General features: G+C 43.6%; 16 protein-coding genes and 2 pseudogenes. 11 read left to right on the top strand and 7 right to left on the bottom strand.

Annotation, left to right across the window (positions count from 1 at the left end):
- Positions 1-106: 106 nt before the first annotated feature.
- Together F6K37_RS14440 and F6K37_RS14445 are read right to left on the bottom strand one after the other, a co-directional pair.
- The gene (locus tag F6K37_RS14440) at positions 107-256 is read right to left on the bottom strand and encodes a hypothetical protein (RefSeq protein ID WP_287250895.1); all 150 of its coding nucleotides are present in this window, start codon (positions 254-256) and stop codon (positions 107-109) included.
- A gap of 107 nt (positions 257-363) precedes the next feature.
- Positions 364-616 (bottom strand): annotated as a pseudogene (locus tag F6K37_RS14445) (hypothetical protein).
- A 471-nt stretch (positions 617-1,087) separates the two neighbouring features.
- Between F6K37_RS14445 and F6K37_RS14450 the strand changes: the two are divergent.
- On the top strand, positions 1,088-1,972 hold the full coding sequence (locus F6K37_RS14450) for a DUF4351 domain-containing protein (protein WP_287250896.1): 885 nt from the start codon (positions 1,088-1,090) through the stop codon (positions 1,970-1,972).
- Positions 1,973-1,983: 11 nt separating this feature from the next.
- Complete coding sequence (locus F6K37_RS14455) at positions 1,984-2,124, top strand: hypothetical protein (protein ID WP_287250898.1); 141 nt, start codon at positions 1,984-1,986, stop codon at positions 2,122-2,124.
- On the opposite strand, the gene F6K37_RS14460 is transcribed toward F6K37_RS14455, so the two are convergent.
- Positions 2,110-2,247, bottom strand: a complete 138-nt coding sequence (locus F6K37_RS14460; RefSeq protein ID WP_287250899.1) for a hypothetical protein — start codon at positions 2,245-2,247, stop codon at positions 2,110-2,112. The genes F6K37_RS14455 and F6K37_RS14460 overlap by 15 nt on opposite strands.
- Before the next feature lie 299 nt (positions 2,248-2,546).
- On the opposite strand from F6K37_RS14460, the gene F6K37_RS14465 reads away from it, so the two are divergent.
- From F6K37_RS14465 to F6K37_RS14475, 3 genes are read left to right on the top strand one after another with little or no spacing between them, the layout of a single operon-like run.
- The gene (locus F6K37_RS14465; RefSeq protein WP_502887744.1) at positions 2,547-6,977 is read left to right on the top strand and encodes a CHAT domain-containing tetratricopeptide repeat protein; all 4,431 of its coding nucleotides are present in this window, start codon (positions 2,547-2,549) and stop codon (positions 6,975-6,977) included.
- Between the two features lie 33 nt (positions 6,978-7,010).
- Entirely contained in the window at positions 7,011-7,370 is a 360-nt protein-coding gene (locus tag F6K37_RS14470; RefSeq protein WP_287250903.1) for a hypothetical protein, read from the top strand.
- Positions 7,363-8,847 carry a hypothetical protein gene (locus tag F6K37_RS14475; protein WP_287250904.1) on the top strand — a complete coding sequence of 495 codons (1,485 nt, stop codon included), beginning with the start codon at positions 7,363-7,365 and terminating at the stop codon, positions 8,845-8,847. Before F6K37_RS14470 ends, F6K37_RS14475 begins: the two co-directional genes overlap by 8 nt.
- 267 nt (positions 8,848-9,114) lie before the next feature.
- Here the strand turns inward: F6K37_RS14475 and F6K37_RS14480 are convergent, their stop codons facing one another.
- Entirely contained in the window at positions 9,115-10,374 is a 1,260-nt protein-coding gene (locus tag F6K37_RS14480; RefSeq protein WP_008188666.1) for a uracil-xanthine permease family protein, read from the bottom strand.
- A gap of 180 nt (positions 10,375-10,554) precedes the next feature.
- Here F6K37_RS14480 and F6K37_RS14485 point away from each other — a divergent pair, with 180 nt between their 5' ends.
- Positions 10,555-10,977: a type 2 periplasmic-binding domain-containing protein gene (locus tag F6K37_RS14485; RefSeq protein WP_008188665.1), complete on the top strand. Its 423-nt coding sequence runs from the start codon at positions 10,555-10,557 to the stop codon at positions 10,975-10,977.
- Positions 10,978-11,179: 202 nt separating this feature from the next.
- Positions 11,180-11,410 (top strand): hypothetical protein, encoded by a 231-nt coding sequence (locus F6K37_RS14490; RefSeq protein ID WP_154659926.1) that lies wholly within the window; start codon positions 11,180-11,182, stop codon positions 11,408-11,410.
- Here the strand turns inward: F6K37_RS14490 and miaB are convergent.
- Positions 11,351-12,697 (bottom strand): tRNA (N6-isopentenyl adenosine(37)-C2)-methylthiotransferase MiaB, encoded by a 1,347-nt coding sequence (miaB, locus tag F6K37_RS14495; RefSeq protein ID WP_008188664.1) that lies wholly within the window; start codon positions 12,695-12,697, stop codon positions 11,351-11,353. The genes F6K37_RS14490 and miaB overlap by 60 nt on opposite strands.
- 528 nt (positions 12,698-13,225) lie before the next feature.
- Between miaB and F6K37_RS14500 the strand changes: the two genes are divergently transcribed.
- Positions 13,226-13,417 (top strand): hypothetical protein, encoded by a 192-nt coding sequence (locus F6K37_RS14500; protein ID WP_008188662.1) that lies wholly within the window; start codon positions 13,226-13,228, stop codon positions 13,415-13,417.
- A gap of 88 nt (positions 13,418-13,505) precedes the next feature.
- Here the strand turns inward: F6K37_RS14500 and F6K37_RS14505 are convergent, their stop codons facing one another.
- On the bottom strand, positions 13,506-14,930 hold the full coding sequence (locus F6K37_RS14505; protein WP_008188659.1) for a carotenoid oxygenase family protein: 1,425 nt from the start codon (positions 14,928-14,930) through the stop codon (positions 13,506-13,508).
- Positions 14,931-15,183: 253 nt separating this feature from the next.
- Positions 15,184-15,612, bottom strand: coding sequence for a lactoylglutathione lyase (gene gloA, locus F6K37_RS14510; protein WP_044494940.1), 429 nt, complete (start codon positions 15,610-15,612; stop codon positions 15,184-15,186).
- Positions 15,613-15,664: 52 nt separating this feature from the next.
- Here gloA and F6K37_RS14515 point away from each other — a divergent pair, with 52 nt between their 5' ends.
- The 3 genes and pseudogenes from F6K37_RS14515 to F6K37_RS14525 all read left to right on the top strand — a co-directional run.
- The gene (locus F6K37_RS14515; RefSeq protein WP_287250907.1) at positions 15,665-15,850 is read left to right on the top strand and encodes a hypothetical protein; all 186 of its coding nucleotides are present in this window, start codon (positions 15,665-15,667) and stop codon (positions 15,848-15,850) included.
- A gap of 214 nt (positions 15,851-16,064) precedes the next feature.
- Positions 16,065-16,214, top strand: coding sequence for a hypothetical protein (locus F6K37_RS14520; protein WP_154659925.1), 150 nt, complete (start codon positions 16,065-16,067; stop codon positions 16,212-16,214).
- A gap of 2 nt (positions 16,215-16,216) precedes the next feature.
- Positions 16,217-16,625: pseudogene (locus F6K37_RS14525) on the top strand (hypothetical protein); the annotation flags it as partial.

The raw sequence follows: 16,625 nt of genomic DNA on the forward strand, positions 1-16,625 counted from the left end.
AGTCGGGAGTCGGGGGTAGGTTTTTACATTTAGGGTCAAAGGGGGAGTGTGGGATTCTTAATTCTCAATTCTTAATTCTCAATTCTTAATTCTTAATTCTTAATTCTCAATTCTCAATTCTCAATTCCCGATTCCCGATTCCCAATTCCCGATTCCCGATTCTTAATTCCCAATTCCCAATTCCCGATTCCCAATTCCCGATTCCCGATTCCCAATTCCCAATTCCCGATTCCCGATTCCCGATTCTTAATTCCATAAAAAAATAGCCGTAGAAATACTATCCACGGCTATGGCAATCACATATGTCAGAAATTTCCGAAACCCAAGGCCACCGGGGGGAAAACCCCCCAGAAAATTAAGGTGTTATGGCAACAACCAATACTTGGTCATGGTAGTTATTACTTCTCCTGGAATATCCGTTGGTTCTAGAGGTGTCCACTCGGCAATCTCCGCATAGCCTAGCGATGCAGCGCGGTCTTGGGGGTTTCCCCCATGAGCGACTGCATCAAGACAGGGAATAAAACATTTGCATACTATAAATTACTGATTCACGAGGACCTTTGAGAGTGTGCTGAGTCGGTTGTTTCTTGAAATTGCGAGTAAATTTTTCTGACATTGTGAAAAACTCCAACTTGGTTTATATTGATTATTGTAATGATTATGATATTATTTGTCAAGGGTTTTAAAAAGTTTTTTTAGGAAGTTTTAGAGTTATTTAAAAAACAGCTATTACATATAATATATCAAGCATACATTAGCATTTATTTTAGAAATATATCAATTAGGTTAATTAGTCGAAATTTAGTCAACAAAATGATTAATATTATGGCAACAATGTGATATTATTGAATAATATTACCCAACACTAGCCAGAATTTTACCTGGGTTTTATCCCCCGAGCTACCCTTAATGATTGTCGGGGTTTACTGGAGATTTCAAGAGTTAGTTAAGTAGCCGATATTTCCGACATACCTTTCCCTGGTTTTATTGAAGATGATTTGGGATAGGTTCGAGTCTAGTAATTTGTGGCTCTTAACACTGCTTTCGATTAGTTAACCAGAATTTACTTAGTTAGATCAGATGTCTAATGACTTACGATAGTACCCTCAAATATTTAGTAGAAAAATATCCCCAAGCCTTTACCCGTTGGTTGTTTAACCAAGAACCAGCAGAGGATATCGAAATTCTCAATACCGAATTAAGCACAGAACCAATTCGAGCAGATGCCTTGTTTTTTGTGCGAGTTGCTGATGCTATCTTGCATCTGGAATTTCAAACCTTACCCCAATCTGAACCTCCCTTACCCCTGCGGATGCTCGATTATTGGGTCAGGTTATATCGACAGTATCGTTGTGATATTGAACAGGTAATAATATTCCTGAAACCAACCCGATTAGCCGGAGTATTTGTGAATCAATTTACCGAGAGGAACCTATCCTTCCGCTACCGGGTGATTCGGATTTGGGAATGTGATCCACAACCATTACTCACAACCCCAGGGTTACTACCCTTGGCAGTATTAGCACAAGCGGAAGTGCCAGAAACCTTGCTATCCCAAGTAGCAGCCAGAATCGATATGATTGAAGATAGACAACAGCAGCGTAACCTATCTGCTTGCGTGCAACTGTTGGCTGGGGTGAAATTTGATGAACAGTTAATTCAAGCTTATTTTCGGGAGGATATGATGCAAGAGTCAGTAGTTTATCAACGAATTATTCGCCAAGGATTAGAACAGGGATTAGAACAAGGATTAGAGCAAGGATTAGAACAAGGATTAGAACAGGGAAAGCGCAATGAGCTTAATTTAATTAAGCGTCTACTTAACCGTCGCCTAGGTGAAATCAATCCCCAATTACAAAATCAAATTGAGAAATTATCCTTTCAGCAGTTGGAGGATTTAGGGGAAGCGTTGTTAGATTTTGAAACGGAAGTGGATTTGACCAATTGGTTGAAACAGTTTAGGGATAAGTAAGATCCGGTTAGGTGTCGCACTCAGCTATCAGCTATCAGCTATCAGCTATCAGCTATCAGCTATCAGCTATCAGCTATCAGCTATCAGCTATCAGCTTTTTAAGAAAACAAGTAAGCATTCTTTTAATCTTTGTTACGTCAGCTGACGGCTGACGGCTGACGGCTGACGGCTGACGGCTGACGGCTGACGGCTGACGGCTGACGGCTGACGGCTGACGGCTGACGGCTGACGGCTGACGGCTGACGGCTGACGGCTGACGGCTGACGGTTAACCACTCACATAGAAATGCTCCCTATTTTATAGAAGCTTCACCCAATTGAAAAATGCTATAATTTACGAAGTTCTGCCTCTTGCCTTTCCCTAAGGGATATAGCGCTACGCGCAAGTTAGAAGTCAGAAGTAAGAAGTCAGAAGTAAGCTATGACTAAGTTAGGGTGCCCGTAGCCCATTAGCACCTCAAGTAGCGTGCGCGTAGCGCTTAGGCTGAATACTTAAATTGGCAGTGGCGGAAGATTGGTAAATCCAAGGTGCTTTAAATAAGTCTATTTTTTGAATAACTATTGTAGAGCAGTGAATGGCAATGGCTGACAATACATCTGATGGCCAACTCGACTTTCTGTTAGAGGTACTACAAGCAATTGCTTCCAGTAATGGTAATCAGCAGGTAGTTGAGAAATTACTGGAAGCAAATACAGATAAACTTAATCAGACCTTAGCAGATAAATTGCGGGATTCGGCAACAACTACTCTTGAAGAATTAAAACCAGATCAAGCCACATCCCTAGCAGCAAATATTGTTGAATTTAGCAAAATAGTAGCAAAATTCCCCTTGGGTGAGAAAGCTAGCAATATAGAAATTGCAATCACTGGCTATGAAGTCGCCCTAACTGTTTACACCCGTGAAGCTTTTCCTGTTGAATGGGCACAGACTCAAAACCATATCGGTAATGCTTACTTTCAAAGAATAAAAGGTCAGAAGGCAGAAAACCTAGAAGAAGCCATCACTTGTTACCAACAGGCTATTAGCGTCAGAACCTTGGAGGCATTTCCTATTGATTGGGCAAGGACACAAACTAATCTCGGTGTTGCTTACTATTTCAGAATAAAAGGAGAGAAAGCACAGAATATAGAAGAAGCCATCGCTTGTTACCAACAGACTCTTATAGTTTATACTTTTGAGGCATTTTCGATTGATTGGTCAATGACTCAATACAATCTCGGTGTTGCTTACTATTTCAGAATAAAAGGGGAGAAAGCAAAGAATATAGAAGAAGCTATCGCTTGTTACAAAGAAGCTCTTAGAGTCAGAACCTTGGAGGCATGTCCTATTGATTGGGCAGATACACAAACTAATCTCGGTTCTGCTTACTATCAACGAATAAAAGGTGATAAAGCAGAGAATATTGAACAAGGGATCGCTTGTTTCCAACAAGCTCTTAGAGTTAGAACCTTTGAGGCTTTTCCTATTGAGTGGGCATCGACACAATATAATCTCGGTAATGCTTACATTTACCGAATAAAAGGGGAGAAATTACAGAATATTGAAGAGGCTATCGCTTGTTACCAACAGGCTCTTATAGTTAGAACTTTTGAGGCTTTTCGAGTTGAGTGGGCATCGACACAATATAATCTCGGTAATGCTTACATTTACCGAATAAAATGTGGAAAAGTAAATAATATAGAACAAGCGCTCGCTTGTTACCAACAGGCTCTAAGAGTTTTTACCTTTGAGGCTTTTCCTAAACAATGGGCAAGGACACAAACTAATCTCGGTATTGCTTACGCTAAGCGAATCAAAGGTGAGAAAGCACAGAATATAGAAGAAGTGACCGCTTGTTACCAAGAAGCTCTTAGAGTTTATACCTTTGACGCTTTTCCTTATGAGTGGGCAAGGACACAAAATAATCTCGGTAATGCTTACGGTGACCGCATCAAAGGTGAGAAAGCACAGAATATAGAAGAGGCGCTCGCTTGTTACCAAGAAGCTCTTAGAGTATTAACCTTTGAGGCTTTTCCTGAAGATTGGGCAATGACACAAAATAATCTCGGTGCTGCTTACGGTGAGCGCATCAAAGGAGAGAAAGTACAGAATATTGAAGATGCCATCGCTTGTTACCAACAGGCTCTTAGAGTCAGAACCTTTGACGCTTTTCCTGAAGATTGGGCAATGACACAAAATAATCTCGGTAATGCTTACGGTGACCGCATCAAAGGTGAAAAAGCACAGAATATAGAAGAAGCGATCGCTTGTTACCAAGAAGCTCTTAGAGTCAGAACCTTTGACGCTTTTCCTATTGAGTGGGCAATGACACAAACTAATCTTGGTGCTGCTTACAGTCACCGCATCATAGGGGAGAAAGCACAGAATATAGAACAAGCCATCCCTTGTTACCAAGAAGCTCTTAGAGTATTAACCTTTGAGGCTTTTCCTGAAGATTGGGCAAGGACACAAAATAATCTCGGTATTGCTTACGATGACCGCATCAAAGGTGAAAAAGCACAGAATATAGAAGAAGCGATCGCTTGTTACCAAGAAGCTCTTAGAGTCAGAACCTTTGACGCTTTTCCTATTGAGTGGGCAATGACACAAACTAATCTCGGTAATGCTTACAATAAGCGCATCAAAGGTGAGAAAGCACAGAATATAGAACAAGCCATCCCTTGTTACCAAGAAGCTCTTAGAGTATTAACCTTTGAGGCTTTTCCTGAAGATTGGGCAAGGACACAAAATAATCTCGGTATTGCTTACGATGACCGCATCAAAGGTGAAAAAGCACAGAATATAGAAGAAGCGATCGCTTGTTACCAACAGGCTCTTAGAGTATTAACCTTTGAGGCATTTCCTGAAGATTGGGCAATGACACAAAATAATCTCGGTATTGCTTACGGTGACCGCATCAAAGGAGAGAAAGCAAAGAATATAGAAGATGCGATCGCTTGTTACCAAGAAGCTCTTAGAGTATTAACCTTTGAGGCATTTCCTTATGATTGGGCAATGACACAAATTAATCTCGGTAATGCTTACGGTCACCGCATCAAAGGAGAGAAAGCAAAGAATATAGAAGATGCGATCGCTTGTTACCAACAGGCTCTTAGAGTTTATACCTTTGAGGCATTTCCTTATGATTGGGCAATCACACAACATAATCTCGGTAATGCTTACCGTAAGCGCATAAAAGGTGAGAAAGCAAAGAATATAGAACAAGCCATCGCTTGTTACCAACAAGCTCTTAGAGTTTATACCTTTGAGGCTTTTCCTCAAAACTATCTAGATACTAACAATAACCTTGGTTTTGCTTACCGAGATGCTCAAAATTTCCGGGAAGCTTACAAGGCTTTTGATGCTGCCATTAAAACCGTAGAATTCCTGCGAGATGAAATTATTTATGGTTCTGGAGAAGAAGACTACAAGACCAAACTAGCTGAAAGGTACCACCGAAGCTATCGAGGCATGGTAGAAACTTGCCTAGCCTTAACTAATATCACCGCAGCCATTGAGTATGTTGAACGGAGCAAAACCGGCAATTTAGTTGACGAGATTCTCCGCCGTGACTTGAAAAGCATCTTGCCTGTAGATATTGTTACTAAACTAGAACAATACAGGGATGAAATAGCAGCAAGTCAGAACCAAATCCAACAGGGTAAAGCTGAAAATCCAACCGCCCTGGCACAACATCTCCAACAGTTGCGACAGCAACGGAATGATTTACAAGACCACTATTTAGGTATCGGTTCTGGCTTTAACTTTGATAAATTTCAGAACAATTTAGATGACCACACTGCTATTGTAGAATTTTACATTACAGGGGATAAGCTGCTTGCGTTTATCTTTACCAGCGAAACTCAACAGCCCATAGTTTGGCAATCTGAGCCAAAAGACTTAGAGAAATTGGGAAAGTGGATAAATGGATATTTAAGAGCTTACAATAATCATAAAACCTGGCTAAGTAACCGAAAATATCCAAAAGAATCGCCTTGGCAACGCCGTCTGAATACTCGCCTCCATCTGTTGGCAAAAATTATTCACATAGATGACATCATTCAGCAAATCCCCGAAAAATGCGATCGCTTAATTTTAATCCCCCATCGCTTTTTACATTTGTTACCCCTTCATGCCTTACCGATTACCAGTAAGCAGGGAGAAGGTAAATCTAAAATTCTCATGGATCGGTTTCCAGCAGGGGTAAGTTACGCCCCTAGCTGTCAACTACTCCAACTTACTCAAACCAGAAAACGCCCAGAAGAGTTTACCCACCTGTTTGCGGTTCAAAATCCGAATGCTAATTTACCTTACACTCCTATGGAGGTAGAAGTAATTAAAGGCTACTTCAATCCACCACCAGATACAGAGGTTCTTGTGGACAACGATGCTACCAAAGCTGCTATAGATAGCAAACCTCTCAACAGTTACCACTGTTTACATTTTAGCTGTCACGGTTACTTTAATTACCAAGAACCCCGGAAATCAGCTCTAATTCTGGCCAATGCCCACAAACCGACCTCTGCTGAACCCAATCCGGAGCGCTATTTACGGATAAGTGACGAGGAAATCTTTGACCTAGAGAAATGTCTGACTATCGATCAAGTCTTTGACCTACAATTAGAACAATGTCGCCTGGTCACCCTTTCGGCTTGTGAAACTGGATTAATCGACTTTAAGAACATCAGCGATGAATACATTGGGTTACCCAGTGGTTTCCTAGTTGCTGGAAGTCCAGCAGTAGTTAGTAGCTTGTGGAAGGTAAACGATTTATCGACAGCGTTGTTGATGATTAAATTTTATCAGAATCTGCGAGAGCAGATACCTTTAGCAGTTGCCCTTAACCAAGCGCAACTCTGGCTGCGGGATAGCACCAAAGAAGAATTAGAGGAGTGGGCAAGCCATTTGCCCTTGATTCTGAGTCACCAAGAACAGTTAGGCGACTGGTTTTATAAGCTAGATTCTATGGAAAAACCTTTTCATAACCCCTACTATTGGGCAGCTTTCGTTGCCATTGGCAACTAGTAGTTTATAGTAATTAAATTGGGATATTTTAACATGACATTTGCACAAAAAAACGTTAAAGCGTTTATAAAGTTACTAAAAAATAATCCAGACCTGTTGAATACTCAAGACAGACAAACTCTCTTGGACAAGATTCCAGAAGATTTTCAAGAAATATCCAAATTACTATTAGATTGGTGCAATAAATTACCAGAAATTAATACTGCTTTGCAGCAAGTACGTAGAAGTCTCCCAGATCATGAACCAATTGGTGAGAGGCCAGCTGCAGCCGCTTTCCCCACTGCAGAAACTAAAGCTGAGTATGAAAAGAACTTGAAAGAAGAACTACTCAACGCTCTCCGTCAGAGTTCTCCCCCAGAAACCGAAAAACCCAACACTCCCACTGATGACTGATACCGCCTTGCGACTCAAAAACCCCAGCGTCACCCTTTATGCTTTTCATCTCTGCCAAGACTTAAGCCAAGAACTGGAACAGTTGCGACCGGATGCGGATCAGTTGTGGCAACACTGTGCTAACCTCAGCCAACCCCTAGGTATCCCAGACCTGAAATCTTTACCGGAAAAAATACCATCCCCTCTAAGCGAAACAGGGAATACTCCCTTAACCTACACTGCACCACTGCAACTAGCAGGCTCTCCCCTAACGGTCCAGGTCTATCCGGCTAAAATTCATGATACTTATGCCGTTGACCTAACCCTGTATTGCCAGAATACTACTGTTGCAGCCAGTGAATTTAGTCACTTCAATCCCCAAGGGTGCCTCCTAGCCAGCAACATTCAAGCTTCCTTGGGACAAACCTTAGTGCTCTATGGCGAACCCGTGGGCACTCTTGAGGAAGATAGAAAGTTAGCCGATGCCTGTGTGGATGCTTTTTTCCAGGGAAGCGACCAAAAACCGCAGTTTATGGCATCTGGGCAGTTATTTGGTAGTCCAATTTTTGCCTATGACAACCGTAAGGAGAAACCAACGGAGCAATGTCACCTTCTGGTCTGGTTAAACCGTAACCCAGAAACCTCAAAGCTGGTTGAAAAGACTTCCTTGTCTTTTTTCAATCTGTTGTGCTGTCGCAGTAAAATCCTGTTTGCTTATGATCAAGCCCGTTGGTGTTATCGCCAAACTAGAGCACTCTATAGCCAACTGGAACAAGAGGTTAAAGGCTTCAAGGAATTGCCAAGGGAGCCAGAAACACGGCTAGAGCAACTGAAGCAGAAACTGACGGAGATGCCACCCAAGACCTTTGAGTATGCTGGTTATCTGCGAGACATGGAGGACCACAAAAATGCGATCGCTACCAATGACTACAACTATGACTACTGGCTAAACAAAATCTGTGAACATAGCCTCGAAGACGATACTATCAAGTTTTTGGAAGACTTCTTCAACCAAAGAACTAAACGGTTTAAAAAACAGATTCAAACCGACCTCAATTATCTCAAACCCGGTCAGCAACTATTTGACCAGATGCTTGGTAGTATCCGAGGCATTGTGGACATTGAGCAGGCAGAATGCGATCGCGCTTTGGAAAAAGCCCTCAGAGATAAGGAGAAAGCTGCTGAAGAACGAGAAAAACAATTAGAGTCAATTCGGCATCAGGAACAGAAAGCTGCTGAAGAACGAGAAAAACAATTAGAACGTTGGATTGCCCTGGTCGGTACTGGTTTAGCAGTTAGTGGTATTTCGTCCCAAACTGCTGCTAAACCGGTAGAGTCTATGATCACCCAACTATACCCGGAACAATCCTTAGATTGCCCCACTGCTGGTGTTACACCTTGCTTGATTTACACTCTCGTGTTTGTGCTATTTCATGTAGGAGTTGGTGCGATCGCTGCGTTAATTATGGATCGAATTATCAAATTGGTATCAAAATGAGTACTCAAGGGAACAGGGAATAGGGAATAGGGAATAGGGAATAGGGAATAGGGAATAGGCAAGAGCCAAGAGGCAAGAGCCAAGAGCCAAGAGGTAAAAAATCCTGTGTACCTCATTAGCCTATAAACCGCTATATATAGCACTACGCATTCAGATGTTTGACATTGTCTTGATGCAGTCGCTCCTAAACTCCGAAACGTGAGTCTAGCTTACTTCTGACTTCTGACTTCTGACTTCTGACTTCTGACGCTAAGCGTAGCGCTATAGCTATTTGTCTGGAAGTAGCCCATTTAATAACACCCCAAGAATACTAGAAAGTCCAATCCCTTCCAAGGCAAACCCTCCTGCATTGACGCTCATTCCCCCTACCCCTAGCATTAAAATTACAGCAACGATCACAAGATTACGGGATTCTAATAAATCTGCGCTAGAGCGAACAATACTGTTCATCCCAATCACCACAATTGTGCCAAATAAAATAATTAAAATTCCTCCCATTACTGGCACAGGAATAGTTTTTAAAAGGGCTTCTAACTTTCCTAAAAAAGAGAGTAAAATAGCGATAATAGCTGCCCAGGTCATAATCGCTGGATTAAAGGTTTTTGTTAAGGCAACTGCCCCTGTAACTTCCGAATAGGTGGTGTTGGGAGGACCCCCAACAAAAGCCGCCAATGTTGTTGCTAATCCATCCCCTAACAGGGTGCGATGTAAACCGGGTTCTTGAAGATAATTATTTCCAGTCACAGAACTAATGGCTAACACATCCCCAATATGTTCAATGGCAGGAGCGATCGCAACGGGTACAATAAATAAAATTGCTGGTAAACTAAAACTGGGTCTGGTAAATTCAGGTATTTGAAACCAAGGAGCTTGACTAACAAGTGTAAAATCCACCATCCCTAACGGTAAAGTTACCAGATAACCGACTCCTATCCCCATCAAAATCGGAATTAATCGTAAAAAACCCCGCCCTAAAATGGCAGTTAGCATCGTGGCTAATAGAGAAATCATTGCTACACTAATTGCCATCCCTTCGCTGTATCCTTCCCCAGCTTCTGATGCCATTTTTACAGCAGTTGAAGCTAAACTCAGACCAATCACCATAATCACTGGTCCGGTGACAATCGGGGGTAAAATACGGGTAATCATACCCGAACCGCGCCAAAAAATAATTAGACTTAAAATCAGATAAACAATGCCAGCAGCTGCAAGTCCAGATAAGGTTGCAGGCAAACCATATTTCTGAACACTCAAGGTGATGGGGGCGATAAAGGCGAAGGAAGAAGCGAGATAAACGGGAATTTTACCCCCCGTAACCAGTTGAAAACATAACGTTCCCACACCAGAAGTAAACAGGGCAACATTCGGGTTTACTCCCGCTAAAATGGGGACTAACACCAACGCACCAAAGGCAACAAACAGCATCTGTGCCCCGAGGAGGATATCTTTAAAACGGAAGTTATAAACTGTTGAAACTGTGCTAGATTGAAGGTCTGGGTTTGGTGAATGTTCAGGGAATTCACTCATGAGTTGCGGACGCTTTTGTCAATTGCTTAAAAGTTATCTTACACTGAACTCAGTCAGGAAGCATGGAAATTATTCCATATCATAACTCGGGATTGATTCAGTAATTCCTCAAGGGACATTACCCACCAAAGCTGATAGAATTCCAAACAACTAGCTTATAACTTGATAATTACAAAAAACATGGAACAGAAAGCAACTGCGTCTACTAAACTAGTCACCGGTAACTTTGTGGTGATCCAGGGAGATATCAATCGCAGAATTGGCGATGGTGGTGCTAGCCTCTGGAAAAAGACCTTCAACACAGGGGGACGCTACAAGGGCGGCGCTGCGATCCTGATGTTGATGGTTAAGGGATTGACAGCAACCGACAGTGATGCAGAGGTCAAAATCAATGGTAAAAGTGTAGGGAAGATCTACTCCTACGAGGGAGCTAATCCGAATCACTGGTTTACCCAAATCATTAACATTGGTGCTGGCATCCTGAAGGATGGGGATAATGAGCTGGAGGTTGAAGCCGTAGATTTGCCAAACCCCTCTGCTGGCGACCTCTATAACGATTTTTATATACGGGATGTGGTTTGCTTCTTCCAGCGGGAAGATTAGGAAACGTCTTTTATAGCAACGGAACTATAGTTTAGGACATACTTTTTGGTGTGAAGGGAACAGCGGATCCCCCCTAACCCCCCTTACTAAGGGGGGAAGGGAAAGCGGATCCCCCCTAACCCCCCTTACTAAGGGGGGAAGGGAAAGCGGATCCCCCCTAACCCCCCTTACTAAGGGGGGAAGGGAATAGGGAACAGGAAGTGTGGGAAGTGTGGGAGGTGTGGGAGGTGTGGGGAGTGAGATGAGTAAGTGGCTCCCCAAGACCTCACTGCATGGTTACTCCCGATTCCCGATTCCCGATTCCCGATTCCCGTTCCCCTCCTGGGAGGGGTTAGGGGTGGGTTCCGATTCCCGATTCCCGACTCCCGATTCCCTATTCCTCTACTCGCTCACCAGTCAAGCTAAAGGCACGAGCTTCGGTAATTTTAACTAGAACTAGCTCACCTTTAAGGTGATTAATATCCCCAGAGAAGAACGTGAGACGATTTCCTTTGGTTCTGCCCATCACTTGAGTATTGTCTTTGGGATTCTGGTCTTCCACCAGCACTTCCTCAATCCGTCCCAGATAACGTTGCGATCGCTCAGCTGCTTTTACCGCAACTAGGTGGTTGAGACGTTGAAGGCGATCGCATTTGACCTCCTCAGAGAGCTGATTTTCCCACAATGCGGCTGGTGTGCCAGGACGAGGGGAATAGGCAGCGGTATTGAGCTGGTCAAAGCCAATATCTTCTACTAGTTTTAGGGTATTTTCAAATTGTGCTTCCGTTTCCCCAGGAAAGCCCACAATCGCATCTGCACTAATGGAGGCATCGGGCATATAGTCCCGAATGGTATTAATAATCCGGCGATATTTCTGGTGGGTATAGCCCCTTGCCATAGCTTTGAGAATATCGTTATCCCCAGATTGGAAGGGAATGTGGAAATGTTCGCACACTTCCGGCAACTCATGACAGGCGCGGATCAGCCGTTCTACAAAGTAGCGGGGGTGACTAGTAGCAAACCGGAGCCGCTCAATGCCTGGCACATTGCTAACATAATACAGTAAATCTGTCAAGGTGTGCTGATGCCGCCCCGATTCAGTCACCCCTGGTAAGTCACGTCCGTAAGCATCAATATTTTGTCCTAATAGGGTGATTTCCTTATAGCCAAGCCGTCCCAACTCCTCCATTTCTGCCCGAATCGCTTCTGGAGTACGGGATTGCTCTAAACCTCGGACATTGGGCACTACACAGTAGCTGCAGCGTTCGTTACACCCATAAATTATATTTACCCAGGCGCTAATGCTGCTGTCCCGTCTTGGTTTAGTGATGTCTTCAACAATATGAATTGGTTCTGTAGCAACTAGCTGGTTGCCATCAAATACCTGGTCTAGCAAATCCCCCAAACGATTGGCATGTTGGGGTCCCATGACTAAGTCAACTTCTGGGACTCGCCGCAGCAGTGCTTCTCCCTCCTGTTGTGCCACACAACCAGCTACTACCAAGGTCAGGTCTGGTTGTTGGTGTTTGCGCTTTGCCTGTCTTCCTAGGTAGGAATAAACCTTTTGCTCAGCATTATCTCGAATGGTGCAGGTGTTGTAGACAATTAAGTCAGCCTCGTTGGGATTTTCTGACCACTGGAAGCCGATATCCTCCAGAATTCCAGCCATCCGCTCGGAGTCGGCTTTGTTCATCTGGCAGCCAAAGGTGGTGATATGGTAGCGGCGGGGAAATGAGGTCATCTTACGTTAAACAGCTAAGGATTCGATCAGGGGATCTTCTCTAATTATAGATTTCTCAGACCTACTCCTCTTTATCATTTCTCAGCCAAACCTAAATTACACCCCTAGACCAAACCTATAGATATAGCAGTCGCCAGGGCAGTTAGGACATCGACATTAGTCTCAAACCTAAGTAAGCGCAAGAGTTTGACTTCTGACAAATGACTTCTGACAAATGACTTCTGCTATAGTTGCCAGCATTTTTCTCTAATCAACATTTTATTAACCAAAATTTTTGTCTGGTTGCTTTACCTTGCTTGACTATTTAATCATATCCGTAAATACACTTATTTTAAACATAAAGCTATTTGTATAAATCCCTAAAATCATCGTTTTTTGTTGGTTTTTATTAAGTTAAAATAGTGTGTTTTTTGCTGGTTTTATTATTTTAATATTTTTTGATTAATTTAGTTTTTATTGAAAATTCATGCTGATTTTGCTGGAAAAGTTTTGAAGTAATGAGTAGAAACTTTGAGCAAGGTCACCACAATGGGTTTTCAAAGATATATCTTTTTGTCTACTCTGCTAGTTACAGTTTTAGGAGGTAATTTTTACTATGGTGAGTCTAGTTTTGGACAAGGGTACCATTCTGATTCGGTTTACCAGCAATTACTAGCTGTACAGGAAGAAAGTTGTCCTCCAGGAAGCGGACGGCGAGAGACTTCTGATTGTTTAAATTGAAAGCCTTTATCCTTAAAAAAATGGCTATATACTGCTGGAATTGATAACTACAGTTCAGGTGAATTTATCAGGTAAATTTAAAAGATAACTACCTGGATTTCCACTGACCATGAAAGCTTAAGGGGATAACCTTTGGTAATCCCAGACGACATATCGGTTCTTGATTTAGGGTGTTTCTACCAAATACCATCACTTCACTAGTATCAGAATTACCGTCATACACCACTGTTAATATCCAACCCTGGTCAGGATTCAGGCTATCCGTTACATAGACTGGTTCCGAGGGATAGCGATTTTCTCCTAAATCAGCCACAATCAAGGTGCCAGTTTTGTGGTCAAAACATCCAATTGCACCCAATAATTCTTTACTAATATCGACGACTTCGCGATGTACTGATAAATAAGTATGAAGTGAGTATTGTCCTACTCGCTGTTGCGGCACTACAGGAAATTCACAGCTTCTATCCAACAACTGTTGTAACTGCACGACCTGACCAGTGTCAGGATTCAGTCGGGCTTGCCACAGGGTTCCTTTCGCTTCGGTCTTAGTTTGACCAGTGGCAACTTCTTTCAAATACTGATTGGTCTGAAAGTCAGCATAACGGACAAAATCAATCACGATCAAGCCATCTTTCTCCACATAACCATTGCTGAAGTGCCACTGATACCAGGGTTCTGCTTCACCGCGACTGACTACACTAAGGCTGTCACAATCTACAACAATAATTTGGGTTGACTTATTTGGGTGCCACTCCATAGCATCACCATAGCTGCACCAACCTAGAGCTACTTTTAGGAAATTCACTCGCACTGGGGGTACAAAAAATACTAGATACGGCCCTGCCAGAACAAAATCATGGATGAAGGGCAAACCCTCTAGCTGTACTGACCCTTGTTTGATAATTTTGCCAGTGGAGTTGCTCTTGTAAATGTTGAGTCTGCTATTAAGTTCAGCCGTCAGTCCAAAGTTGAAAATCTCTCCAGTTTTGGGATCAATCTTGGGATGGGCAGAAAAGGTTGCTCCCTGGGCTAGGCCAGATAAGTCATCAGTGCCTCTGGTTTCTAAGCTCTGGAGGTCTAAGGCATGGGGATGACCACCTTCCCATAGGGCTAACAATTTATCAGGTAATGGTAGCACTGAGGTATTGGCAGCATTTTTAACTGGCTTACTCCAGCGTTTCCAGATTGGTCCTGGTGTTGTCATGCCATAGTTGGGGTACAGTAATTTGTCAGCAGCTGCTTCTGCTTGATAGCCAGAGGTTTGGACGTAGCGATAAACTCCTGTGGCACCAGCAGGGGTGAAATGTACTGCTAAAATCGCCCCATCACCATCAAACCAATGTCCAACAGCTACACCACCTCGCTCTAACCGTGCAGGACCATTTCTATACAGAGAACCTCGCAACCCTTCTGGGATTTGGCCAGAGATGACCGGGAGGGCAGTAGGCGGAAATTCAGTTGCCGGTTTTGCGATCGCATTCGCCCAGCCTTTTGTTGTAGATGCTTGATTCATCGTTGCTATAGCAGTTGTCAAAGGGAGCAGGGAGCAGGGAGCAGGGAGTAGGGAAGAGTGTGGGGAGATGGGGAGATAGGGAGATAGGGAGATAGGGAGATGGGGAGATAGGGAGATAGGAAACATTTTTATAGCTTTTCTGATATTTACCAGGTAAACTCAATGTTCTTAGCCCGATTCCCGATTCCCGATTCCCGATTCCCGATTCCCGATTCCCAACTCCCGATTCCCGACTCCCGATTCCCGATAGTTATTACCCAGCTACTGCTGTCGCTTCTGGTTTCTGGGCAGACTCCTGATCTTTGCGTTGGATCAGTTCAATCTTGTATCCACTCGGGTCTTCCACAAAAGCAATCACTGTTGAACCATGCTTCATCGGTCCTGGCTCCCGCACTACCTTACCACCAAGGGATTTAATTTGGTTGCAGGTTTGGTAGATATCGTCTACACCAAGGGCAATATGACCGAAAGCATCCCCGATGTTGTACTGATCAACCCCCCAGTTATAAGTTAGTTCAATAACTGTGTTGTCAGATTCATCCCCGTAGCCTACAAATGCTAAGGTAAATTTTCCCCCTGGATAGTCCTTCTGACGGAGCAGCTTCATGCCTAGGACATCGCAGTAAAACTTGATCGATTCCTCAAGATTGCCGACTCGCAGCATTGTGTGTAGCATTCGCATTAGCTTAGTGTCTCCTCTTGAATCTAGCTAATTCGGTTCTATTTTATAGCAGTTGTTAGAGGGAGCAGGGAGTCGGGAATCGGAACCCACCCCTAACCCCTCCCAGGAGGGGAACGGGAATCGGGAGTCGGGAGTCGGGAATCGGAACCCACCCCTAACCCCTCCCAGGAGGGGAACGGGAATCGGGAATCGGGAATCGGGAAAAAATCCTGTTTACCTCATAAGTTTTGATATCTGAAATATAATTGAGAACCCAGCGCTATACCTCGAATTGTGATCAAGGTCGGGTTTGGAGGTCTCTCTACTATACATGGCAGAGTTTAGCAGTTTCTTGTGTCTACAATAGAGTTGATTATTCCACAGTTCATGTAGTGCGATCGCATAAGCGCGGAAGCTGAGGCCGTAGGCCACGCTATGCGAACGCTTCATCGCGTGACTCGCATAGCGGCTCAATGCGCGCGCATCGCATTTTCCGATTCCCGATTCCCGATTCCCGATTCCCGATTCCCGATTCCCGATTCCCGATTCCCTTAAACCCCATAACCTTTAACCTTCAACCTTCAACCTTCAACCAATTAACCTTTAACCCGATTCAACCCTAAACATGGTCACTTGGGATCCCGATCTAGCATCAATCCGTAAAGAGTACGACCAATGGTGGCAAGTTTATACCCTGACCGATGTCGAAGACCGCAAGCGCAAGCAGCAGCAACAGACTCCTGGGCTGTTTAACTTTAACCTAATGGTGCAAACCATGAAGTTAGAGCAGCTACAAACAGACCAGAATCAGGAAGAAACTGAGCGCTTACCTGTCCTAGAAGGATTGCGCAAGTATGCTGCTGACCATGTCTTACTGGTGGGACGTCCGGGTTCAGGCAAATCCACTGCCTTAGTGCGATTGTTGGGGGATGAAGGGATACAAGGAAAAATTCCGGTGCTGGTGGAACTGCGATATTACCAGACATCGGTGCTGGAGTTAGTACGGAATTTTGTGAAACGCCATGGTGTACTGC

Source organism: Moorena sp. SIO4E2 (assembly GCF_010671945.1).
Lineage (GTDB): Bacteria > Cyanobacteriota > Cyanobacteriia > Cyanobacteriales > Coleofasciculaceae > Moorena > Moorena producens.

Excerpts from the sequence above, each read along its gene's own strand:
- F6K37_RS14450 (WP_287250896.1), top strand. The coding sequence starts at position 1,088 with ATGACTTACGATAGTACCCTCAAATATTTAGTAGAAAAATATCCCCAA.
- F6K37_RS14520 (WP_154659925.1), top strand. The coding sequence starts at position 16,065 with ATGCGCGCGCATCGCATTTTCCGATTCCCGATTCCCGATTCCCGATTC.
- F6K37_RS14505 (WP_008188659.1), bottom strand. The coding sequence starts at position 14,930 with ATGAATCAAGCATCTACAACAAAAGGCTGGGCGAATGCGATCGCAAAA.
- miaB (WP_008188664.1), bottom strand. The coding sequence starts at position 12,697 with ATGACCTCATTTCCCCGCCGCTACCATATCACCACCTTTGGCTGCCAG.
- F6K37_RS14485 (WP_008188665.1), top strand. The coding sequence starts at position 10,555 with ATGGAACAGAAAGCAACTGCGTCTACTAAACTAGTCACCGGTAACTTT.
- F6K37_RS14475 (WP_287250904.1), top strand. The coding sequence starts at position 7,363 with ATGACTGATACCGCCTTGCGACTCAAAAACCCCAGCGTCACCCTTTAT.
- F6K37_RS14465 (WP_502887744.1), top strand. The coding sequence starts at position 2,547 with ATGGCAATGGCTGACAATACATCTGATGGCCAACTCGACTTTCTGTTA.
- F6K37_RS14440 (WP_287250895.1), bottom strand. The coding sequence starts at position 256 with ATGGAATTAAGAATCGGGAATCGGGAATCGGGAATTGGGAATTGGGAA.
- gloA (WP_044494940.1), bottom strand. The coding sequence starts at position 15,612 with ATGCGAATGCTACACACAATGCTGCGAGTCGGCAATCTTGAGGAATCG.
- F6K37_RS14480 (WP_008188666.1), bottom strand. The coding sequence starts at position 10,374 with ATGAGTGAATTCCCTGAACATTCACCAAACCCAGACCTTCAATCTAGC.
- F6K37_RS14470 (WP_287250903.1), top strand. The coding sequence starts at position 7,011 with ATGACATTTGCACAAAAAAACGTTAAAGCGTTTATAAAGTTACTAAAA.
- F6K37_RS14500 (WP_008188662.1), top strand. The coding sequence starts at position 13,226 with ATGGGTTTTCAAAGATATATCTTTTTGTCTACTCTGCTAGTTACAGTT.